We start from the raw sequence: 23,523 nt of genomic DNA, 5'->3' as shown, positions 1-23,523 counted from the left end.
GATGTCTACCTCCTTCTTTGATTATTTTCTATTTGAATATACTTACCGTATGATTCAGCAATACTTGTCAGCATAATCACCATGGACTCCAGCAACAGTTGAACCTGTGCGTTCGCATCATGATAACTTTCAGGAGAAAGATACGCGCTTAAAAAGCCGTTTTCCATTTCCGTTTCCATCTCAACGTCCGTAAGAGCTCCAATCGAATTGACAGTTCCTACCGTTACCGCTGAAACGCCAGCACATACGATATCCTCGCCAGATTTAGCGAAATTCGCATGCCCTTTAACGGAAAACCCCTGTATGCTGCCATCCTCCAGTCGTGTAATACGCACGATAATCACTTATCGCACCCTCTTACGCTTGGATTTTTTCAATCGTCACTTTCGTGTACGGTTGACGATGACCTTGCTTCACATGGTAGTTCTTTTTAGGTTTGTATTTGTATACGATGACCTTTTGACCTTGACCATGCTTCTCAACTTTAGCTGTTACAGAAGCTCCAGAAAGAAGCGGTGTACCTGCTGTCAAGCCATTGTCGCCGGACACTGCCAGAACACGATCAAACGTTACAGTTTCACCATCATTAGCTTCCAACTTCTCGATGAACAATACGTCGCCCTCTTGAACTTTGTATTGCTTACCACCTGTTTCGATAATTGCGTACATTTGCTTGCACCTCCTTATGTCTCAGACTCGCCTAATAGCAGGTGACAGATTCCCTTAGGATACTGCACTTCAGTACCTGATTGGAGCGGTTACAGCATGTGCAGCCAATCTTACGCATCACACATACTAAATGATTGTAGCACAAGCTTTGTACACATTCAACCTTTAGTTATAAAATGATTTTTGGTTACGCATCGCTCTACACGAGCGTCTTTTCCTCACGCACTTTTTTGCGGGTCATTTCCAGCAAACCTAACCGCGTCCAACCGACAACATAAGATTTGGTTCGATCCTTCTTCAATCTTGCTTCCAGCACAGAGGATACTTCCCGACGGTTCTCCTCTTGTTCCATGTCAATAAAATCAATGATGATGATACCTCCAATATCACGTACACGTACCAGGCGGGCAATCTCTTCAGCTGCTTCAATGTTAGTCCGGGTCACCGTCTCTTCCAGATTACTGCCTCCCGTAAACTTCCCCGTATTCACATCAATGACGGTTAATGCCTCCGTATGATCAATGACAATGTATCCGCCGCCCTGCAGCCATACCTTTCGCGCAAAATCGCGTTCCAGCTGCTCATGAATGCCATAAGCTTTGAAAATCGTTTCTTCTGCACCACGAAATATACTTACATGAGCTTTCGCAGGACCAATCTGTTGCAGCATTATTTCTGCATCCTTTGCTTGCTCTTCGCTGTCAATAACCAGTTCATCCTGTTCAGGTGTAAACACATCCCTAATCAATCGCTGAACGATACTTAAATCCCGATGTAATTCGCACGGAGCCGAGTGTTCACCAGCTTTACGCTGAATAGCCGCCCACTGCTTACGCAGTTGATTTAAATCATTTTCAATCGCCTCTATACTCATTTCTTCCGAAACGGTACGGATTATGAGTCCTTCCTCACTTGTGCGTAGCTGCTCTCCCATTGCTTTCAAACGGGTACGTTCGCCCTCACGTTCGATCTTCTTGGATACGGCCACATAATCAGCACGGGGCATATATACGATCCAGCGACCCGGAAGTGAAAAATGAGTGGTGACCCTGGCTCCTTTGCTACCAACAGCCTCTTTTAATACCTGCACTACAATTTCCTGCCCCACCTTTAACACTTCAGAAATGGATGGTTTTACCTCCGGCTGCTTGTCCAAATGAGCATGAAGTACGTCATCTACATACAAAAAGGCATTCTTTCGCTGTCCAATGTCAACAAAGGCGGCTTGCATACCTGGTAGCACATTGACCACCCTCGCTTTGAAAAAAGAACCTAGAATTCCCCGTTTTCGCGGTAGTTCAGCCGCGTATTCAACCAATCGTCCCTCTTCCAACAGCGCCATTTGGGTCATCTGCTGCTGGCATTGTACAATCATTTGCTTCATGGTTTTTCAACCTCTCTGGATACAGCCTCTTCCTTAACTCATAAAACATTATTTGGGCTTGGGTTCTCCACCATCTGGCGGGCGTGTCGCAAAATAAGAGCGAATAAGACGTTGCTCCGGCAGTACGGCTACAATCCGTCCCTGTTCATTCATAACATAAATCATATGATACCGATCTCTTCTGAAAAGACGCAAAATAGGCTCCAAATGTTTCACTGGCAGGGATATAATAGGTAAGGCAATGCTCCCCTTAGCTACTTCGCGGTAAAAAAGCTCGTCCCTCCCCAGCAAAAACCGTATAAAACGGTAAGGGATATTCCGATAATCCACAATATTAGAATAAAGCAAAAAAATCCCTACCGCCAGCAGATTTAAATGCATAGGTCCATTTTGCCTTAACAACGGCGAAATACCATACATACAAAATAGCAGACTCGTTACGATACTGGCTCTAAAAGTCCACACTAATGTGCGGCGATAAGAACAAGATAAGCTAATCATTGACTGCAATATTTTTCCACCATCAAGTGGTAAAATGGGCAGCAAATTAAACAGTGCAATAACTGCATTCCCCTGAATTATATAATTTACATAATTATACTCCAGCCCACTCACATTTCTGAACCACAAAAGGATGATGATCATGATTCCGTTTTGCAGGGGCCCCGCTAGCGCAATGACAATCTCCTTCCACGCATTGAGCTTCCCCTGATCCTCAATGACCGCCACTCCTCCAAAGGGTAACATCTGTATGGAAAGCACCCGCGCGCCCAACAACGAAGCAGCTGTCGCATGACCTAGCTCATGAATAAACACCAATGTAAATAAAGTTATGATCTCGATAAAATGTCCAGTTAATATAGAGGTCAGCATAACCAATACAAACAGTGGATGTAGTGATAAGGTCACTCCTCGGACATTAATCAAGGGCTACCACTTCCGACGGGTCAATGTACTGATCCCCTCTCTGAACTGCTAAAAACAAAGTTGCCGCCTCGCTGCCACTGTGACTTGCTGGCAGTACACCGATCTCATCTCCCTCCTGAACCCAGTCGTTCACTTTTAAGGTAGAGCGGGAAAGCCTTCCGTAAGTTGCTGTGATACCGCCTGTGTGTCGAACTGTAACCGAAATCCCGCTTTCGGGATGATTTAATATGTCTAATACTCGTCCTGCATCTATACTTTTAACAGCGATTGCCCCGTTGTCGGTAACATTCGGCGTAATTTCTACCCCTTTAAGGCTCAGTACAAAAGGCTGTGTTATGTTGCCTTCGATCGGTGGAGATCCCTTTCGACTTGCGTCTACCTTGTGCGTTTCATGCTCCTCGCCAAAAATCGGCAAAAAGGAAGGAGCTCCGTCAAAATAAGTTTCATACCATTGTCCGACGGCTGCAAAGTCCATATCCTTATTCAAGGCATCTGCAATAAACATTCTCAAATTCACTGCATAGGGAATATCCCAACGAAACATTCCCCATACCATTCCAAATAATACCGTTGCTATGACTGATCTTCGCCAAAAGGAAGTCCAAAAAGACGGACCACGATTCGTCCCAAAAGATTGCTGCCAGCGTTGCCGCTCATTTTTCCACTCAGTTTCTGGGTCTCTGGGCGAGTTGGCACTGACTATAGGCATCGACTTCATATCTTTATCCCCGTGCCTGTTCTGATATATGCCAGAGGGATACGTCTCCGCTTTGCTTCCCGCGATTAGCTGCTGTATACGTTCTTCTCTGCGCTGCTTGATTCCGGAATTTTTATTCATCCTGTTCAGCCCCCTCGGCGAGGTATGTTTGATACATCTTATGAGGACGGGCTTCAACTTATGTTGTCCGGTTCGGGAATACGCACCTAAAAATCAAAAAAAAACCGGCGCTAGCGCACCGGTTATGTTTTGTATTTATGATATTTATGTAGTGACCCTAAATTTTGAGAAACTGTATTATGGAAATTAAAAAAACAAGCCAAAAACACTTAAATAAGATTACTACTTATTTAAGTGTCTAGTATTACAAATGAATACTACTACAGCTCCTACCTTAGAACCAATGGAAAATCACATAGAAAGTGTGGAAGCAATTTACCAGCCATAACTTCCTGTTTTCCTCATCCACCCATACCAAAAAACTTCTTAAAGCGTGTCATCACGCTTTTCTTCTGGTCCAGCTGCATGAGGGGCACTGTATCGCCCAAAATCCGTCTCGCAATGTTACGGTAAGCAATCGCGGCCTGTGAATCTGGATTCATAACAGTAGGCTCCCCTGTATTAGCTGCTTTAATTACCATTTCATCATCCGGCACAATCCCAATAAGGTCTATGCTAAGCACTTGTAAAATCCCATCAATATCCAGCATATCTCCGGATTTAACCATGCTATTGCGAATGCGGTTAACCACCAACTTGGGTGATATCACATGTGAGCTTTCCAGTAAACCAATTACCCGGTCTGCATCGCGTACGGCTGCATTTTCTGGAGTGGTCACAACAATGGCCTGATCCGCCCCGGCAATGGCATTTTTAAAGCCTTGTTCAATACCCGCAGGGCAGTCGATCAATATATATTCAAAATCCTTTTTAAGCTCCAAAATAATATCCTTAACCTGCTCCGGCGTAACAGCACTCTTGTCCTTGGTTTGAGCGGCTGGCAGCATATACAGCTCCTCAAAACGCTTGTCCTTAACCAGTGCCTGATTTAAACGGCAACGACCTTCCGCTACATCAACAAGGTCATAAATAATCCGGTTTTCCAGACCCATCACAACGTCTAGATTACGCAAACCGATATCCGTATCCACCAAACATACCTTTTTGCCGAGCAGTGCAAGCGCTGTTCCTATATTGGCTGACGTCGTCGTTTTGCCGACGCCGCCTTTTCCTGAAGTGACGACGATAGCCTCTCCCATGTGCTACACCCCTTTGAACACGTTAAAATCGCGGCCCAGACGCACAATATTGCTCATTTTATCTATTTGCATAGCGCCATCCTTGAGATACGCAAATTCCATACCGGATTCACGTGTCTCCCATTCATCTGGTGGACGGCTGATCATTTCGGAAATTCGCAGCTGTGTCGGTGCAAAATAGGAAGCCGCAATAATCGCTTCACTATTTCCCTCCATCCCCGCATGCGCCATGCCTCGCAAAGCGCCGAGGACATAAATATCACCAGTACATGTTATAATTCCACCCGGGTTTACATCTCCTAAAAAGAGTAGGTTCCCATTGTGATGAAGCACTTGACCAGAACGGATAATTCCTGTCACCGTGTGAATAGGGGGCTTTCCCTGCACTTCCACAGGCAGTCCAGGTGATTCTACAGACCTGATGAGCAGATTCCCCTTCTGCTTCAAAATCTCCAGAATACTTTCCTTCTGTTCCTCTGTCACTTCTCGGCTTCCCAACTTAATATCCACATGAATGATCGGGCCTGTTAAAATATTTTGATGACTGTGCTCCAGCTTAAAACGCAGCTCACCCAGCAAATCCTCAAACTCGCATTGATCGTCCAGCAGGAATACCAGGCCATCTTTGATGCCTTTAATCGTGACATGATTCGATTTCACCGCCATTAGCCTGTCCCTCCTATCTCAATCATTTCGTCCCCGGGACGTCAAATCCCTGCTAACCCGGACAAAATGTGTGTAAAAAGACCTAGACAGCCTCTTCCTTTTTCACACGGGTACCCAAACGCTGCAATTGCTTGCGAACTGGGACATAAATGATGAGGGCGAACAGAAAATGGATAAATAAATCAGGAATCATATACTGAGCAAGCGCCCAATTGAAAGTCTGATGATTCAGCTGGAACAGCTGATCAATGGCAAATAGCATAGAATCCAGCAGGAAACTACCAATCAACACGGCTGCCATCATAATGGGCATCTGCGCACGTCGAGCTGTAAAAACAAGCCCCAATAAGTATGCAGACAACCCCATTGCAAAAGAATAAGGTCCAATGATAAACCCGTAGAACACTACATCATGAATAAGTCCAAAAACAATACCTAGCACCAATGCTGTATGACGGCTGTAATACACAGACACAAACAAGATCACAACATACACAAAATTCGGAACCATTCTTGAATGCCAACTATCCGGAAGAAGCCACGGAAGAATCGTCCCTTCAGCTATAAACAGTACAAACAGCAGCAGTATTAGAACCTGACCGCGCATCTTCATTATTCCGGTACCTCAGGAGTGTAGAGGATGAGCAATTCTTTCCAATCCACAAAGCTGGCTGCCGGTTTAATAATCGCTGTCCGTGTTTTGCCAAACTCCCCAACCTGAATCTTCTCTACCGTTCCGATCATTAGGTTTTTGCGGAATTTCCCGCCTGCGCCAGACGTAATAATCTGATCACCCTTTGCGATTGGATCTTTTTCCTCAATGCGAGTCATTTGAAATCTGTTCGTACCCGGATCATAGCTTTCAATCATACCAAACGATTGATTTTCCTTGCCCAAGACTGTCGCTGCAATGGCATAAGAATTCGGATTTTTAGGATCCAATGTAGTCAACAGTGTAACGGTGGACGTAAAATTCCCCGTTTGACTAATGACTCCTACAAATCCTTCAAGCGAACTGACTTCCTGACCAACCTTCGCTCCGTCTTTCTCACCAATATCGATCACAAGCGTTTTGGAATCATTGCTGACACTGTTCACTTGAGCAACACGATAATCATAATTATTCTTCGCCTTTTGCGTTTGGGTGAACTTCAGTTCATTCTGCAGTCTGGCATTTGTTTCAACATAATTATGGGTCTGAATCTGGTCACGAGTCAGCTTTGCTACAGCAATTTTTAACCGTTCATTTTCTTCGTAGATGCTGCGCATATTTCCGATATCTTCAAAGAAGCCCGCTATTGCTGAAGCGGGCCTGTAAAAGATACCTTGCACAAAGCCAATTGAATCTCTGGCGAACTTCTCGGGCCAGGTTAAGGAATTTCTCTGTCCAAGTGTAATCCCCATAAGGGCAATAAACAGAACGATTCCGATCAATAGAACAAATAGTCTTTTATTGCCAAACAGCTTAAACAGTTCCTACACCCCCGATTCAACGTTTGGAACGGACGGCAGAACTGCTGCGCGATTTGAACAAATGAATATTTTCCAGCGCTCTACCTGTACCGATTGCCACACAATCCAGAGGATTTTCCGCTACGATCACCGGCATTCCGGTTTCACCTGCCAACAGCTTGTCCAGATTACGCAGAAGTGCTCCACCACCAGTTAGTACGATTCCTCTATCCATGATGTCCGCTGCCAACTCGGGAGGGCATTTTTCCAGTGTTACTTTGACCGCATCCACGATTGCATTGACTGTATCCGATAACGCTTCACTAATTTCATCAGAAGTAATCGTGATCGTCTTCGGCAAACCTGTTACCAGATCACGTCCGCGGATTTCCGAGGTTTCCACTTGCTCTAATGGCATAGCTGAACCAACTTCCATTTTCAGTTGCTCTGAAGTCCGTTCACCAATCATCAGATTGTATTGGCGCTTTACGTATTGGATGATGGACTCGTCCATTTCATCGCCAGCCACACGCACGGAGCGGCTTGTTACAATCCCGCCCAGGGAAATGACTGCCACCTCGGTTGTACCTCCACCGATATCGACAACCATACTGCCTGTAGGCTCCCATACAGGAAGATCAGCGCCAATTGCTGCTGCAAACGGCTCCTCTATCGTATATGCCTCTCTTGCGCCTGCTTGCTTCGTCGCATCTTCAACAGCACGCTGCTCCACCGCAGTAATGCCTGAAGGTACACAAACCATCACGTTCGGATGGCGTGGAAACAAAGAGCGTTGGGCTTGCGCCTGACGGATAAAATATTTGATCATCGTTGCTGTCGTATCAAAATCAGCAATGACACCGTCCTTCATCGGACGAATCGCACGGATATTTCCCGGTGTGCGACCGATCATTTTTTTCGCAGATTCACCAACAGCCTCAATGGTTTTTGTATCTGTACGCAAAGCGACTACAGATGGTTCACGAACCACAATTCCTTTACCTCTTACGTATACAAGCGTGTTTGCCGTCCCCAAGTCTATTCCCAAATCTTTTGTAAAGCCACCCAGCATGATGTAATCTCCTTTTCTCTTCCCTGAAATCTGTTATCCATGTATAAACGGTTTATTCAGGCCGGATTATCCGGTCGTATTTAAATGTTTGATTTAAATATTATATTATATCAGACCTTGTTCCTTCAAACTTACAAAGGTCCCGTCCCCGATCACAATATGATCAAGAACGTCGATACCCACGATGTTGCCCGCTTCCATCAGGCGGCGAGTCAACTGGACATCCTCCGGGCTTGGCTTCGGATCACCGCTCGGATGGTTATGAGCGCAAATTATTGAAGCACTGCTGCATTTGATTGCTGCCCGAAATACTTCACGAGGATGCACGATGGCAGAATTCAGGCTACCCATAGATAGTGTTTCCTGAGCAATGACATGATTTTTAGTGTTAAGGAACAAGCATACAAAATGCTCTTTCTGCAAATAACGAAGCTGCTCAAACAGCAGATCTGCCACATCCCGCGGGCAACTAATCACCGGGGTCTCCAAATGGCGAGACAATGCTAATCGACGCCCCAGTTCGATACCCGCTTTTAGCTGTATCGCTTTAGCATCCCCAATGCCCTTAATCTGGGTCAACTCGCTCATGCTCATATCCACCAGTTGACGCAAATTTCCTGCCTGCTGCAAAATACGCTGCGCTAAATGCACCGAAGACTCATTTTGCGTTCCTGTACGCAGCAATATTGCCAGCAACTCCGCGTTGCTTAAGGCATCCGCCCCATATGTCATCATGCGCTCTCTTGGTCGTTCTTCATGGGGGAGGTCGCGAAGCATCAGTATTGGCGACTCCAGCATATGTTTATCCCCTTTATGGATGCAACACATTCACTCCAAAATCGGACAGCATGTCCGACAGCAAGGAAAGCGGCAATCCTACGACGTTAAAATAACAACCCTGAATAGATTCCACCAGCGTAGCACCCATGCCTTGAATGCCATACGCTCCTGCTTTGTCAGACGGTTCACCAGTATTCACGTATGCCACAATTTGCTCTTGACTCAGAGGCTTCATTGTAACCTCCGTTTGGCGATGTCTGACAAGCATTTCGCCGGTTCCGGTATGTATGCAGGCTACCCCGGTGTACACACGGTGTGTCCTTCCCTGCAATGCAGTCAGCATGCGAACCGCGTCCGCATGGTCGGCAGGCTTGCCCAATACCGAACCATCCAGCACGACAATGGTATCACTGCCAATCACCAGTCCGGCTTCCTTCGACTGAGCGGCTGTGTTCACGACCGCTTCGGCTTTGCGTGCCGCAAGGGTCTCCACGATTTGCTGAGGCGTCCAGCTCTCAGGCGTGCTCTCATCCGCATGACTCGGCACCACCTCAAAGGGGAGTCTCAAAAATGCGAGCAATTCCTTCCTTCTTGGTGAAGTCGATGCCAGAATAATGCGGGGCGTAATTTTCCCGTCCATAAGGGAAGCTCCTTTTCATCAGTTAGAGCCTGCGGTACAGCCAGAACGCGGCAATGATGCCGATCAGACTAAGCAGGCTCAATTCAAAATTTATCGTTATGTTGTAGCTGATAATATCCAGGTCCGCTCTCGGCGACCAAGATATCCTAGTGGGGTGGGTCAGAAAGGAAAGGAACTTGATCGATTGAAGGGCTTTGGCAATCCATGCACCCAAGAGCCAACCGAGCAACAAAAACAATATAAGCATTCCTACATTTTTTTTCATCCTGATCTTCCCTCGCCATTTTTTGACACCTTCATTATTATACGGTGATTTGTACTGCAATACAAACAGAAATCCGGCATGGGGAACTATTTCCAGTTCCTTGCCGGAAAATATGGTTAGCTTATTGTTTTATGAATTGGATAAATTCCTTCTCACGCAAAACATATTCCATCATGGAGGACTGAATCTCCCAAATGTGTTCCTTGGCTGTGTTCTTATTATATTCCCCAATTGCTGAGATCGCACTGCTCATTGCCTTTTCAAGTGAGGTTGCGGAGACAGCCGCTTCCTTCGATAGCCCAGCGGGAAGTGCAGTGATATTTTGTGTCCACTGCTGATGCAGGTCGTTCAGCTCCTTCATGTCGGAGGCTGACACCGTACTCGGACCTCCTTCTCCGAGCAAGGTTGAGGAAAGTCCACTCAACTTACCCACCAATGAACTGCTTAAATGAAAAAAGCTAGTGAGTTTATCACCTTCGCCTCGGTAAGCCGCTTTTTCGATTCCAGGCAATTCAAGCTCACGAACATACAATTCGACTCCTTGTGTTTTCAACTGATTGCTGAGCAACTTGGCTTGCTCCCTATCCGGCGATATTCCTGCATATACCCGGTTTTGGTCCTCGGTATCCCCACCTGCTGCAATGCCTGCCTTCAACAGTTCTTCTTTTGCTTGTAAGGCCCGTTCTGGAGTGCTGAAAACCCCATATTGTAGTAAATAATAGGTTTGTGGAGGTACCTGAGCCTCTATGACAGTGACAGGGACAGAATTCTCTTTTGCAGATATTGCATCCACACCAACAGATTCTTTAAAGACCGGTACTGCCTCCTCTACTGAAGGATCTGATCCCGGGACCATGCCTCCTCCGTTAAACAGTAACAACATAATATATCCAAACATGCCTCCGGTCACCAGCGCGCTGGCTACAGAGCCAACCAGTTTCCATCTAGAAGGATGGGGCGGACGCTTTCTGTACTCTTGGACAGAATGATAAGCTTCCTCATCCTCTTCCAGGCTATCTAGTAGAACTTCCGCATCTGACCAGGAAGCCGCCGAACGACCAAAGGGGTCATCCCATCCCTCTTGTACTCTTAATGTCGGAGCAAAACGACGACTTGAAATGCGTTTATTCAGATCCTCATGCTCATTGATCTCTGGTTCTTGCGTAGCTACAGTATCTTTCTTCATTCCTCTGTTCCGTTCCGTTCCTTTATGCGGGTTATCAGTTTTACGCTGTTCGTTCGTAATCGACTCGTTTTTGTACGGAAGCACCTGTAGCTTATCCTCCCGGTTTGTCTCCGGCAACTGTTGGTCGAACCGGAATGTCATCTTGGTCTTGTTCATGGATGCACTCCCTCCTTGTCCCATACTTCCTCATAGTCTGTTGTATGAGTCAAGCTAAGAATATATGCCCCAGCATTACAAAAAAAGGGTATCCCGAAACACAATCGTGTTCGGAATACCCTTGAATAAATGTGATTCATTGGCGTAACAGCTTTTTTTTATACGTATTACACTTGCTGTCCGCGAAGATGACGCGCTAACGCGTCACCTGCTTTCCAGATATCTCCCGCTCCCATCGTCAGCACAAGATCACCCGGCTGTAAGCGATCTTTCAACTCCTCAATCACAGCTTCTTTGGTCGGCAAATAGATTGCATTCGCATTGCTGTTTTGGACGATTAAATCCACGAGCTTGGAAGAATGCACGCCTTCAATCTGTTTTTCTCCCGCTGGTGAATAAATATCGGTAATTATAACTTCACTAGCCTCGCTAAACGCGCGGCTGAACGCATCGAGCAGGAAAAAGGTACGGCTATAGCGTTGCGGCTGGAATACAGCAATAATACGTTTGCCAGTCGCTCTCGCTGCGCTAATCGTAGCCTCAATCTCTGTTGGGTGATGCGCATAGTCATCAATAATCAGTATGTCATTGCTTTCACCTAGTACTTGAAAACGACGCTTCGCGCCGTGAAATTCCACAATTGTCGCAGCGATTTGATCGAAGGGAATCCCTGCTTCCAAACATGAAATCACAGTCGCCATCGCATTATACATGTTATGTTTACCCGGCACTGATAGTTCGATCGTTCCGAGTGCTGTTCCCTTGCGGCTCATAGTGAAGCTTAATCGACGGTCACCTAATTGGATATCTGTCGCCATATAATCCGCTTCATGCTCCACTCCATAAGTAATGACCCGCGTCTGGAGTTGAGGCAGCATTTCCCGGATATTCTGATCATCTGCGCATACAATAGCCGCCCCATCCGGTCGAATTTGACTCAAAAACTGTACATAGGCACTTTTCAGACGATTAAAGTCACCATCGTAATTTTCCAAATGATCCGCTTCAATATTGGTTACGATGCCTTGCCAAGGATGATATTGCAGGAAAGAACCATCACTCTCATCCGCCTCAGCAACGACAAACTCACTTTTACCTGCTTTGGCATTCGTCCCCAAATTCGTGATTTCGCCGCCAATAATATACGTTGGATCAACGTTACATCTCTCCATAACCAGAGCGATCATGGAAGAGGTTGTCGTTTTACCGTGCGCACCCGCAACAGCTATTCCCTTACGTTCGTTAAGCAAGCGAGCCAGCATCTGCGAACGGTGCAGAGTTGGAATATTCAATTCCTCCGCTGCAACCCGCTCCACATTGTCACGTGACAATGCTGTTGAATAGACGACGATATCCGCGCCTGCAATATGCTCAGGCGTGTGTCCAATATATATTTTTGCGCCTTTTGCCGCCAGTTTTTCTGTCAGCTCTTGTGATGCCACATCTGAGCCAGTCACGGTATAACCCATCTCCAGCATGACCCGAGCAATCGCGCTCATCCCGTAGCCGCCGATACCGATAAAATGAACATGTTCCGAAGTAATCAACAAATTTCACCAACCTTTTTCCGAATCGGTTTGATACATAAGGGTAGCCCGTACATCCGCAATAAGGTACAGCGTGCCGGACACCACCCCCAGATCTTCCGCTTCCGTATGTGACTGAAGCAGGCCAAGAGCCTTTTTCCAGTCACCTTCTACAATTATTTTTAAATCCGTTTTGGCATAAGACGGCCGCAGCTTCTCCACGAGATGAGCCAATTCAGCGGCATTCATTTTGCGGCGAAAATCGGGCTCGGTCAGGATAAGCGTATCCACTAGTGGCAGTATATGCTGCAAGTATGCTTCATGATGCTTGTTTGACAGCATCCCCATCATTAAAACCAATTTTTTGTACGAATACACTTGAGGAAGACTCTTGGCCAGCGTCTGTGCTCCTTCTGGATTATGAGCTCCATCAAGGACAATCCTCGGAGAGGTACTGACTTGTTCGAGACGCCCTGCCCAGGCAGTTTGCCTAAAGCCCTCCAGCAGTTCTGCATCATCCAACACAAAAGCCATATACTGACGTAGGACCTCAAGTGCCATCATAGCTCCTGCCGCATTAGAACATTGGTGCTCGCCTAACAACGTGATGTCAATTTCCATATGTCGGAAGGGCCCCGCAAATGAAAAGGTCTGAGCTGTTTCATCCCCATTTAGCCGTTCATACGTAAACTGTTCTCCTGCCAGGTATAAGGTAGCTCCTTGCTTTGCCGCCGTGTCACGTATGACCTGAATAGCCTCGGGTTGGGAAACACAGCTGACGACAGGTACACCCGGTTTGATGATGCCGGCCTTTTCCCTTGCAATCTGTTCGAGCGTATCTCCTAAAATATCCGTATGGTCATAGCCGACATTCGTAATAACCGAGACGATTGGACTCACGATATTAGTTACATCCATCCTTCCCCCGAGACCTGTCTCCCATACCACAACATCTGGGAAAGATACCGTAGCATAGTATAAAATAGCCAACGCTGTCGATACCTCAAACATCGTAGGTGATCCCAATTCACTATCTGCGATTTCTTTCACCAACGGATACAAGCGATTGGCAAGCAAAACCAGCGTTTCATCGGGAATATCGGTCCCATTGAATTGAAAACGGTTCGTAAAGCAGGTGATGTACGGCGACGTAAAAGTTCCGACATCGTACCCACATTTCAGAAGCACAGAGGTCAGAAAGGCACAAGTCGAGCCTTTACCGTTGGTTCCCGCAATATGCACAAACTTCAGATGCCGTTGCGGATCACCCAACTTACTCATTAGCTGTTCAATTCGTTCCAATCCGGGTCTGATACCAAACGGAATCAAGCCGTTAATCCATTCCACTGCTTCATCATAGCTTTGTAAAGGAGCCGTATCTCCGCCCCTGATCGTATCTGACATCCTCTTCACCTTCAGGTCATTTTATTGTGAGTGAAATTATCCCTTGAGTTCTTCAATACGTGCGATAACTTTAGCGCGCTTATCTGAGTAATCGGCTTGCTTGGCCTTTTCTTCCTCGATGACTTTAGCTGGTGCCTTCGCCACAAAGCCTTGGTTAGATAACTTTTTCTCCACGCGCTCCACTTCACTGTTCAAATGCTGAAGTTCTTTTTCCAGTCTGCTAATTTCCTGGGCAATATCAAGCAGTCCGGCCAGCGGCAGGTATAGCTCTGCGCCGCTAACTATAGATGTCATCGCTTTATCTGGAACGGTGAATTCTAATCCTGCGTCGAATTCAGACGTATTACAGAATCTACGTACATATTCCCCATTGCGGTTAATGATATCGAGAACGGCTTGATCGCCGGGTTTTATGAGCAATTCAATTTTCTTACTCATCGGCACGTTGACTTCAGCGCGGATATTGCGTACAGCGCGAATTACGTCGATCAGCAAATTCATTTCAGCGACTGCATCCTTATCCTCAAAAGCCGGATCATAAACAGGCCAAGCGGCCAGTGTAATCGTTTCTCCCTCATGCGGGAGATGCTGCCATATTTCCTCAGAGATAAACGGCATGAACGGATGAATCATGCGCAGCGTCCGATCCAATACATATGCAAGTACGGATTGCGTTTTCTTTTTCGCCTCTGCATTGTCGCCATATAGGGAAAGCTTCGCAAACTCGATGTACCAGTCGCACAAATCATCCCAAATAAAGTTATACAGAAGGCGGCCTGTCTCGCCAAATTCATAAGCATCTATTAGACGCGTGATGTCGCGTGAAGTTTCGTTTAGACGATGCAGGATCCAACGATCAGCGGTGCTCAAGTCACCAGTAATGTCTATATCTGCCGAAGTGACGCCTTCCAGATTCATCAGCGCAAAGCGTGACGCATTCCAGATTTTATTGGCAAAGTTACGGGCCTGCTCCACCCGCTCCCAGCGGAAACGAAGGTCTTGCCCAGGCGTGCTACTGGTGGAAATCATATAACGCATGGCATCGGTACCATATTGGTCAATCACGTCGAGCGGATCAACACCGTTGCCGAGGGATTTGGACATTTTTCTACCGTCCGCATCACGAACCAACCCGTGCATAAGTACGTCCTTAAACGGAATCTCTTCTGTAAACTCCAGCGCGGTAAAAATCATACGCGATACCCAGAAATAAATAATGTCATAGCCTGTAACCAAGACATTAGTCGGATAGTAACGTTTGAGGTCCTCTGTCTGCTCAGGCCAGCCCAGTGTCGAAAACGGCCACAAAGCCGAGCTGAACCAAGTATCCAGCACATCCTCATCCTGTTTTAGCTTTCTGCCAGCGTACTCAGGCAAAGTTGTAGGGTCCTCCGCCGATACAATAACTTCTCCGGTTTCCTCATCGTACCAAGCCGGGATACGGTGTCCCCACCATAATTGACGGGAAATACACCAGTCACGCACATTTTCAATCCAATGCAGATAAGTTCGTTCAAAGCGATCCGGTACAAAGTTTACCCCGTTGCCAGCCTTCTGCACTTCAATCGCTTTAGCTGCCAGAGGCTTCATTTCCACAAACCATTGTGTGGACAGATAAGGTTCTACAACTACACCTGTACGCTCACTGTGGCCTACTTGGTGTACGTGCTCTTCAATACGAATCAGTACGCCCTGCTCTTTCAGATCAGCGACGATTTGCTTACGGCAATCGCTACGATCAAGGCCCTGATATTTGCCTGCTTCGGCATTCATCGTTCCCGTTTCGTCCATCACCGTAATTTGTGGCAGCTGGTGACGTTGTCCCATTTCAAAGTCATTCGGGTCGTGAGCCGGTGTAATTTTAACCGCGCCGCTACCGAAATCTTTATCAACGTAGTCATCCGCAATGACCGGAATTTCCCGTCCGATGATTGGGAGCACAAGCGTTTTGCCGATCATTTGCTTGTAACGTTCATCTTCCGGGTGTACAGCTACAGCTGTATCGCCCAGCATTGTTTCAGGACGTGTAGTGGCTACCGTAATAAATCCGCTACCGTCTTTCAGTGGATATTGCAGGTGATACAGATTTCCGTTCACCTCTTTGTATTCCACCTCAATATCCGATAATGCAGTACGTGCAGCAGGGTCCCAGTTAATGATGCGTTTACCGCGATAAATCAGACCCTTCTTGTACAGTGTAACGAATACCTCGCGTACCGCTTGGGACAGTCCCTCATCCAGCGTAAAACGCTCACGAGAATAATCGAGAGAGAAACCCATTTTTTCCCATTGATTATGGATGTTATCCAGATAAAGTTCCTTCCACTCCCACACTTTCTCCAAAAACTTCTCGCGGCCCAAATCATAACGTGTCAGGCCTTCTTCACGCAGCTTTTGTTCTACCTTTGTTTGGGTAGCAATACCCGCATGGTCTGCCCCTGGCAGCCACAAGGCATCATAACCCTGCATCCGCTTGGCGCGAATAATAATATCCTGCAAAGTAAAGTCAAGAGCATGTCCAATATGCAACATACCTGTAACATTCGGTGGTGGAATAACGATTGTAAAAGGCTCTGCCTCTGGATGTTGCCCGGCGCGGAAATAGCCCTTCTCCATCCACGTTTTGTACCATTTTTGTTCTGCTGATTTTGGATCGTACGTTGTTGGCATTTCCAAGGTTGTCTTGTTGTCTTGTTCTGACATATCAGGATACCTCCATGATTTTTCAATTGGCAAATAAAAAAAGCCCTTCATCCTCAAAGGACGAAAGGCTGTTCTCTCGCGGTACCACCTTTGTTTCACCCCTAGTGTATGTATCCACTGATCCATTACACATGGTGTGACACTTTATGCAGATAACGGTTGCGGACCGGCCTTATTCTACCGTGAACCTCTTATCTTCCGTAGGAATTAAATGAGGAACCGTTCAAACAGGCGACTCCCGGGTGACTTCGGCCAGTAGCTTCCTGCGGAACCTCACAGCGCTGCAATTCCACTCTCTGAAGGGCTTGCTGCCTACTCTTCCCGATCTCAGTCTTTCAATAACTATACCACATCATACATTTCCCATTGACTATAGTCAACACCCGCTGTGCATTTTTCAACAACCGGATCAAGGGATGTACAATACCTGTCCTTCTTCCACATGATGCTCCGCCAATCTGTTATACAGTTGAAGCTCACGTGTGCTGAGCTGATAACGGTCAGCTATGGTTTCCAGTGTATCCTCGCGCTGTACAATGCATAACCGCACCTTGCGAAAAGGTGTTTCATCTTGTGTATGAAAAAAAAGGTTCTTCCACTTGGCATTCTCCCGCTCTTCTTCGGCTTTCTGATCCTGATCCTGCGGCTCCTGCTCCAATTGCTGCTGGTATTCGGCTTCCTTCACCGAACGGCTGGATTGGAGCAATGATGAGTAGACAACCGGGTCTGGCTCGTCTGCCCCTTCATCCTTTTTACTGTTAAGCGCCACACGCATCTCTGGCTTATCCTCAGTAAAGGTGTCACGGGCCTCGTGGTTCACCTGTTCTGACGCTTCGGGCCTGAAGTCAAAGTTATCTACTTGACTCTCCTCCAACTGTGGCTCTAAATAGACCTCGGACTCCGTGGCAAGATGCGGTTCATTCAACAAAGGGTCATATACTATATTGGGAGATGCGGAAGATACTTTAGGTTCATTCCCCCCTGTCCATGCTTCCTCTTGCTGAAATCCCCACACTTCCGGAGACCCATGTTCATGCTTGACCTCTGGAGAGCTGTCTTCAACTGCTTTACCCGTCCAAGGCTCATAGAATCGGTTAGGATCTACTGCCGACTCATAACCTTGCTGTTCCGACGATGCCTTTTGTTCTCCATGGCCCTCAGACAGCTGTTCCCATGAAACGGACTCCTGTTGTGCTGGCACTCTGTAGGAGGTTTCAGGGTCTATAACGTAATCGGAGGTCGAGTCATTGGTAGAATAGGCCTCTGCATGGCGATACTCTCCATCGGCGGTATGGGATTGAACCGGATGCTCAGGTGCATGCACTACGGTGAATTCCTCATCCAGCCAGACCGCCGTCTCCTCCGCGTGCGAGCTTTCCACGCCATGCAAAGAAAGAACACCTGTAATGTTTAGACTACGTAAAGAGAGCAGGTCCACATCAAAATTTTCAATCTCGACAGAGATATCTTCCAATCTCCCTACGCGGTTTAGTGGAATGGTAATTTCCACAGGGATCAAATGATGAAGCTCGCTCGTGATCTGTTCAGGTGTGCGGTACACGCCCTCCAGCAGCAAATGCCCTCGCAAAGCGGCATGGTCGCCGTGGGTTACAACCTGAATGCGTGGCAGAAGCTCAATTTCCTCCAACTCAGCAATCCCGGCAGCTTCCTCCGTCAAATGAATGCGTTCATAAATATCAAAACGCAAGCCTTGCGGCTGATCATTCTGTTGTTTGTTCAAGGATGGCATCCTCCTTTGGGCAGTCTCCGCACATCCTCTGACTTCTGGTCAGGCGCACGGAAACTCCATATTGCAAACCGTTTCTAGGTTCAAGTATATGCGCCAAAATAGAAGGCATGCCATCTTTTATAGCTGTTTGTGCAGCATTTGAAAATCATCCGGCCAAGCATCCTCCACCGTAATTGTTTCGCCACTCAGCGGATGACAGAAGGTAAGACGCTCTCCGTGCAGCGCCTGCCTGCCAAAATCAGTAGCCCGACCCCCGTATAATACATCCCCAAGCAACGGGTAGCCAGCATGACTAAGATGTACGCGAATCTGGTGCGTCCGGCCTGTCTCCAGCGTCAGATATACGAGACTCACTGCACTTGGACCGCTTCCCCGAACTTCCCCAAGTTCAATATGGGTAACCGCCTTCTGCCCAGTCGGAGATACACGGCGGCGCTGCTTATGATGCCTGTCCTTGCCAATCGGCCAATCCAACGTTCGCAGCGATGGAGGTACTTTCCCTCGTACCAAAGCTACATACCTGCGGCCGATATCCTTAGCTCTCATTTGCTCGTCCAGCTTGAGCAACGCAAATTCATTTTTGGCATATAGCACTGGGCCCGTCGTATCCACATCCAGACGATGTACATGCCGTACCGCCGCATGTATGCCATTCATCTCATAGTAGGATGCGACAGCATGATCCAACGTCAGCGGACCATCCTGCACAGCGCCGTCTGGATGTACTGCCATACCTGCTGGTTTATGCACTACCAGGCAAAAATCATCTTCATGCAGTACCTCCAAATCATACCAACGAGGGGTGATGCCAAGGTTCATTACAGGAAAAAGGGCCAGCCGCAGCCGGTCCCCTGTAAGTTCAATCTCTTTTTCATGACGCAGTCTGCGCCACAGCTTTTCCGGTAATTCCAAACGGTTCAGCAACCACTGATCTACAGCATCAGCGCTGTTTTTTTCCCCGTCTGTGACTTCCCGTCCTGGCGTGACTTCCAGCCACGGTCCTCTTCTTTTCCAGCCACCTTGCCAGCTCATAGACGTTTGAGCGCGCGATAGTTCGCCTCAATGGTGGCATCAATATCCTCTACCGTATGCACGCCCGACACAAACATACCCTCAAATTGAGATGGTGCCACACTAACTCCCTCATTCACCATTTCAGTAAAGTAACGGCGGAAGTGGTCCTGATTACTCGTTTTAGCTGTGTCAAAATTGATAACCTTTTCTTCTGTAAAAAATGGACAAACCATAGAGCCCACGCGATTGATCGTGACAGGGATACCCAGCTCGCTCGCATTACGTTCGAATCCGGCTTGAAGCCTTGCTGCCCGCTCTTCCAGACGATCGTATACTTCTGGCGTCAGCAATTTAAGTGTCGAATAACCTGCTGCCATAGCCAGCGGATTTCCGCTAAGCGTACCCGCTTGATAAATGGGCCCCGATGGCGCAATCTGCTCCAAAATATCGCGACGTCCACCATAAGCACCTACAGGGAGTCCGCCACCAATCACTTTACCCAGACAGGTAAGATCTGGCGTCACACCAAAGCGACCTTGAGCCGAATGAAGTCCAACCCGGAATCCAGTCATCACTTCATCAAAAATCAGCAGACTTCCGTATTGCTGGGTTACCTCACGCAAACCTTCCAAAAATCCAGGCTGTGGCGGTACAACTCCCATATTGCCTGCTACCGGCTCGACAATAATTGCGGCAATCTCTTCGCCAAATTTCTCAAAAGCTAGCTTCACCGAAGCCAAATCATTATAAGGGACGGTGATTGTATGGGTGGCCACAACTTCAGGTACACCCGGACTATCAGGCAAGCCTAATGTCGCAACACCAGAGCCTGCTTTAATCAGCAAGCTGTCCGCATGACCGTGATATGATCCCTCAAATTTAAGAATTTTACTACGGCTCGTAAATCCGCGTGCAAGTCGAATCGCACTCATAGTCGCCTCAGTTCCGGAGTTAACCATACGTACAATATCCATGGAAGGAACACGTTCACAAACGAGCTTGGCCATTTCAGTTTCTGCCAACGTTGGTGCGCCGAAGCTGGTTCCTTTTACAACAGCAGCCTGTAAAGCTTTAACCACTTCGGGATGTGCATGCCCCATAATAAGCGGTCCCCATGAACATACATAGTCTAAATAGGATTGACCATCAATATCATATACGCGCGATCCTTCACCATGGTCGATATATACAGGTGTAATCCCAACAGATTTAAAAGCCCGTACCGGGCTGTTTACACCACCCGGAATGTATTGTTTTGCCTCGTCAAAGGCTACTTTGGAGTTCTTATCCTTGCGCACTGTTCGTTGTTCGTCGATCATTCTGACCACTCCTATCTTCTGAAAATAGACTTATTGCTTCAACCATCTTGCCGCATCCTTGGCCGAATAGGTAATAATCATATCTGCACCCGCACGCTTCATACTTGTCAAAATCTCTAGCACCATTGCTTTTTCATCAATCCAGCCTTGAAGAGCTGCTGCCTTGACCATGGCATATTCACCACTAACGTTGTAAGCCACCATAGGCAGATCAAATTGATCCTTAATCGTGCGCATCACGTCCAGGTAAGAAAGAGAAGGCTTCACCATCAGCATATCCGCACCCTCCAGCACATCAGATTCCGCTTCTCGCAATGCTTCACGTGCATTGGCAGGGTCCATCTGATAGGATTTACGGTCACCAAACTGCGGTGCAGAATCAGCAGCTTCCCGGAAAGGACCATAAAAAGCAGACGCATATTTGACGGAATACGACATAATCGGAATATGTGAAAAGCCTTCTAGATCCAGCCCCTGCCGAATCGCCTGTACAAAACCGTCCATCATATTAGATGGCGCGATAATATCCGCACCAGCTCTGGCCTGAGAAACGGCTGTACGTACCAGCACCTCCAGAGATTCATCATTCAATACTTCACCGCATACCTCACCATCATGCTCATGCATGTGTACCATACCGCAGTGTCCATGGTCCGTAAACTCACACAAACAAGTATCAGCCACAACCAGCAGTTCGGGATAACGAGACTTGATCAAACGAGTAGCTTCCTGAACAATACCATCGTCCACAAAAGCCGAAGTCCCTACACTGTCTTTTGTTTCCGGTATGCCAAACAGGAGCACGGCGGGAATGCCAAGCTCACTAATCTCTTTCAGTTCTTCCTCCAGCCGATCCAGAGAAAAACGGTATACACCTGGCATAGAGCTAATTTCCTGTTTCACCCCAGTACCAAATGTTACGTAAATCGGTTGGATAAAATCAGCGGGATTCAATACCGTCTCACGCACCATACTGCGGATTGCAGCCGACTGGCGCAAACGACGATGTCTAGTAAAAGGAACACTCATGAATACAAACCTCCATTTTTTATACATTCATTAGCAAAAACAAAAAATTATAATGTCATAAGAGTACTTGATCGTTTCCAGTCACATAACGATTGAATCAGACTTTCAATGGTTGCCTTCTCTGACATAAAACTCACAGTCAAACCGGCTTGGGCAGCTGTCTCACCGGTCAAAGGACCGATCACAGCAATCGCAACTCCCTCCAGCAGCGACAACGGATCATGGATCCCCATTTGCCTGAGCGCTTCCAGAAAAAAGGTGACGGTTGAGGAACTCGTAAACGTAATCGCGTGAATGGCACGTTCCTCAAGCAGCTTGAGGAGCTCGTCATCCTGTGTGTTCGCTGCCAGCACAGTTCGATACAAATCAGCCTCGGTCACATGAAGGCCCATCTCCCTCAGCTTTTCTGGCAGCCACGACCGAGCTAGATCACCCCTTGGGAGAAATACATTCTGCCCTGCCTGCAAATCCTGCTCAAACCCTTCGAGCAAGCCCTCCGCCTGAAAAGGGCCTTCGATCTGTTCTGCCGCAATTCCGTGCGTCCGAAGCGCGGCTGCTGTAGCCGGTCCGACTGCGGCAATACGCGCTTTGAACAACGCGCGTACGTCCTTGCCCTGTTCCTTTAAGTGCGTGAAAAAGTATTCCACTCCATTAACGCTGGTAAAAAACACCCAATCATATTCAGGCAGTCGTGCAAATGCCTCTTTAATTTCCTGTTTGGTTGGCTCGTCCGAAGGGGCGACAGTCTGAATAACTGGAAATTCATAAGGCTCGCCACCAAGCTCCTCAATCCGGTGAACCAGACTGCTGGCCTGCGCACGCGCGCGAGTAACCAAAATCCGCTTACCAAACAAAGGCATGTCCTCAGCCCATTTTAACTGTTCACGTTGATTGACCACTTCTCCGACAACGATGACGGCGGGAGGTTGAAAATTCGCGGCCTTCACCTTAGCTTCAATATCCGCCAGCGTACCCACCAGCGTATCCTGCTCGGCGCGGGTTCCCCAGCGGATCAAGGCAACAGGAGTATTTGACGGCTTGCCGTGTTTTATCAACTGTTCACTGATATAGCCGATCTTTGCTACACCCATCATAAAGATCAGTGTGCCCGTAGCGTTCGTCACTTTATCCCAATGAATACTTTTGTCGAGTTTATCCGGACTTTCATGACCTGTAATAATAGACAGCGATGAGGCCATATCCCGGTGTGTGACCGGAATGCCCGCATAGGCGGGCACACTGATTGCTGATGTGATACCGGGTATAATTTCATAGGAAATACCGTGTTTACGCAATAGCCCGGCTTCCTCGCCGACTCGTCCAAATATAGTGGGGTCTCCCCCTTTAAGACGAACAACTGTTTTGCCCTCTAAGGCCAAATCCACCAGCAGCTGATTAATTTCCTCTTGCTTCATAGTGTGACGATCTGGCAACTTGCCGACATATATTTTTTGGGCACCTGGCTTCATCAGTCCCAAGAGGCGTGGGCTTGCCAGTCTATCGTACACAATGACATCGCCCAATTGAATGCATTCCCAACCCTTGACCGTAATTAATCTTGCGTCTCCGGGTCCTGCACCTACCAAATATACTTTTCCTGCCAT

Annotated in this window: 22 protein-coding genes and 1 other annotated feature; all 22 genes read right to left on the bottom strand. The window is 47.4% G+C overall.

Features of this window, described 5'->3' with window-relative positions:
* Window positions 1-5: 5 nt before the first annotated feature.
* Window positions 6-344, bottom strand: coding sequence for a ribosomal-processing cysteine protease Prp (locus tag ACQW03_RS17600; RefSeq protein ID WP_013311591.1), 339 nt, complete (start codon window positions 342-344; stop codon window positions 6-8).
* Window positions 345-357: 13 nt separating this feature from the next.
* On the bottom strand, window positions 358-669 hold the full coding sequence (rplU, locus tag ACQW03_RS17595; protein WP_013311592.1) for a 50S ribosomal protein L21: 312 nt from the start codon (window positions 667-669) through the stop codon (window positions 358-360).
* A 13-nt stretch (window positions 670-682) separates the two neighbouring features.
* Window positions 683-770: a sequence feature (ribosomal protein L21 leader region), on the bottom strand.
* Between the two features lie 98 nt (window positions 771-868).
* Window positions 869-2,053, bottom strand: a complete 1,185-nt coding sequence (locus tag ACQW03_RS17590; RefSeq protein WP_071642566.1) for an Rne/Rng family ribonuclease — start codon at window positions 2,051-2,053, stop codon at window positions 869-871.
* Between the two features lie 48 nt (window positions 2,054-2,101).
* The gene (locus ACQW03_RS17585; protein WP_441950862.1) at window positions 2,102-2,980 is read right to left on the bottom strand and encodes a M50 family metallopeptidase; all 879 of its coding nucleotides are present in this window, start codon (window positions 2,978-2,980) and stop codon (window positions 2,102-2,104) included.
* Window positions 2,973-3,818 carry a peptidoglycan DD-metalloendopeptidase family protein gene (locus ACQW03_RS17580; protein ID WP_076294402.1) on the bottom strand — a complete coding sequence of 282 codons (846 nt, stop codon included), beginning with the start codon at window positions 3,816-3,818 and terminating at the stop codon, window positions 2,973-2,975. Before ACQW03_RS17580 ends, ACQW03_RS17585 begins: the two co-directional genes overlap by 8 nt.
* A 341-nt stretch (window positions 3,819-4,159) precedes the next feature.
* Window positions 4,160-4,957, bottom strand: a complete 798-nt coding sequence (gene minD / locus ACQW03_RS17575; protein WP_013311596.1) for a septum site-determining protein MinD — start codon at window positions 4,955-4,957, stop codon at window positions 4,160-4,162.
* A gap of 3 nt (window positions 4,958-4,960) precedes the next feature.
* Complete coding sequence (gene minC, locus ACQW03_RS17570; protein WP_013311597.1) at window positions 4,961-5,623, bottom strand: septum site-determining protein MinC; 663 nt, start codon at window positions 5,621-5,623, stop codon at window positions 4,961-4,963.
* A gap of 82 nt (window positions 5,624-5,705) precedes the next feature.
* Window positions 5,706-6,236 carry a rod shape-determining protein MreD gene (gene mreD, locus ACQW03_RS17565; RefSeq protein WP_023989951.1) on the bottom strand — a complete coding sequence of 177 codons (531 nt, stop codon included), beginning with the start codon at window positions 6,234-6,236 and terminating at the stop codon, window positions 5,706-5,708.
* Complete coding sequence (gene mreC / locus ACQW03_RS17560) at window positions 6,236-7,057, bottom strand: rod shape-determining protein MreC (protein WP_023989952.1); 822 nt, start codon at window positions 7,055-7,057, stop codon at window positions 6,236-6,238. Before mreC ends, mreD begins: the two co-directional genes overlap by 1 nt.
* 55 nt (window positions 7,058-7,112) lie before the next feature.
* Window positions 7,113-8,147, bottom strand: a complete 1,035-nt coding sequence (locus tag ACQW03_RS17555; protein ID WP_013311600.1) for a rod shape-determining protein — start codon at window positions 8,145-8,147, stop codon at window positions 7,113-7,115.
* Window positions 8,148-8,252: 105 nt separating this feature from the next.
* Entirely contained in the window at window positions 8,253-8,945 is a 693-nt protein-coding gene (radC, locus tag ACQW03_RS17550; RefSeq protein ID WP_081366859.1) for a RadC family protein, read from the bottom strand.
* Window positions 8,946-8,958: 13 nt separating this feature from the next.
* Window positions 8,959-9,567, bottom strand: a complete 609-nt coding sequence (locus tag ACQW03_RS17545; protein ID WP_071642572.1) for a Maf family protein — start codon at window positions 9,565-9,567, stop codon at window positions 8,959-8,961.
* Between the two features lie 22 nt (window positions 9,568-9,589).
* Complete coding sequence (locus ACQW03_RS17540) at window positions 9,590-9,832, bottom strand: DUF4321 domain-containing protein (protein ID WP_023989955.1); 243 nt, start codon at window positions 9,830-9,832, stop codon at window positions 9,590-9,592.
* Window positions 9,833-9,953: 121 nt separating this feature from the next.
* Window positions 9,954-11,174 (bottom strand): SPOR domain-containing protein, encoded by a 1,221-nt coding sequence (locus ACQW03_RS17535; protein ID WP_441950857.1) that lies wholly within the window; start codon window positions 11,172-11,174, stop codon window positions 9,954-9,956.
* A gap of 167 nt (window positions 11,175-11,341) precedes the next feature.
* Window positions 11,342-12,721 carry a UDP-N-acetylmuramate--L-alanine ligase gene (gene murC, locus ACQW03_RS17530; protein WP_013311605.1) on the bottom strand — a complete coding sequence of 460 codons (1,380 nt, stop codon included), beginning with the start codon at window positions 12,719-12,721 and terminating at the stop codon, window positions 11,342-11,344.
* A gap of 6 nt (window positions 12,722-12,727) precedes the next feature.
* Window positions 12,728-14,104: a bifunctional folylpolyglutamate synthase/dihydrofolate synthase gene (locus ACQW03_RS17525; protein WP_441950855.1), complete on the bottom strand. Its 1,377-nt coding sequence runs from the start codon at window positions 14,102-14,104 to the stop codon at window positions 12,728-12,730.
* Window positions 14,105-14,140: 36 nt separating this feature from the next.
* Window positions 14,141-16,807, bottom strand: coding sequence for a valine--tRNA ligase (locus ACQW03_RS17520; protein WP_023989958.1), 2,667 nt, complete (start codon window positions 16,805-16,807; stop codon window positions 14,141-14,143).
* A 409-nt stretch (window positions 16,808-17,216) separates the two neighbouring features.
* Window positions 17,217-18,548 (bottom strand): LysM peptidoglycan-binding domain-containing protein, encoded by a 1,332-nt coding sequence (locus ACQW03_RS17515; protein WP_441950852.1) that lies wholly within the window; start codon window positions 18,546-18,548, stop codon window positions 17,217-17,219.
* A 126-nt stretch (window positions 18,549-18,674) separates the two neighbouring features.
* Complete coding sequence (locus ACQW03_RS17510; RefSeq protein ID WP_441950850.1) at window positions 18,675-19,589, bottom strand: RluA family pseudouridine synthase; 915 nt, start codon at window positions 19,587-19,589, stop codon at window positions 18,675-18,677.
* Window positions 19,586-20,890, bottom strand: coding sequence for a glutamate-1-semialdehyde 2,1-aminomutase (hemL, locus tag ACQW03_RS17505; RefSeq protein ID WP_441950848.1), 1,305 nt, complete (start codon window positions 20,888-20,890; stop codon window positions 19,586-19,588). Before hemL ends, ACQW03_RS17510 begins: the two co-directional genes overlap by 4 nt.
* 30 nt (window positions 20,891-20,920) lie before the next feature.
* Window positions 20,921-21,919 (bottom strand): porphobilinogen synthase, encoded by a 999-nt coding sequence (gene hemB, locus ACQW03_RS17500; protein WP_028541574.1) that lies wholly within the window; start codon window positions 21,917-21,919, stop codon window positions 20,921-20,923.
* Between the two features lie 47 nt (window positions 21,920-21,966).
* The gene (gene cobA, locus ACQW03_RS17495) at window positions 21,967-23,523 is read right to left on the bottom strand and encodes a uroporphyrinogen-III C-methyltransferase (protein ID WP_076294407.1); all 1,557 of its coding nucleotides are present in this window, start codon (window positions 23,521-23,523) and stop codon (window positions 21,967-21,969) included.

Source organism: Paenibacillus sp. DRB1-1, from assembly GCF_052119485.1.
In the GTDB taxonomy this organism is placed as follows: Bacteria; Bacillota; Bacilli; order Paenibacillales; family Paenibacillaceae; genus Paenibacillus; species Paenibacillus polymyxa_B.
This window is presented reverse-complemented; position numbering and strand designations above follow the sequence as displayed.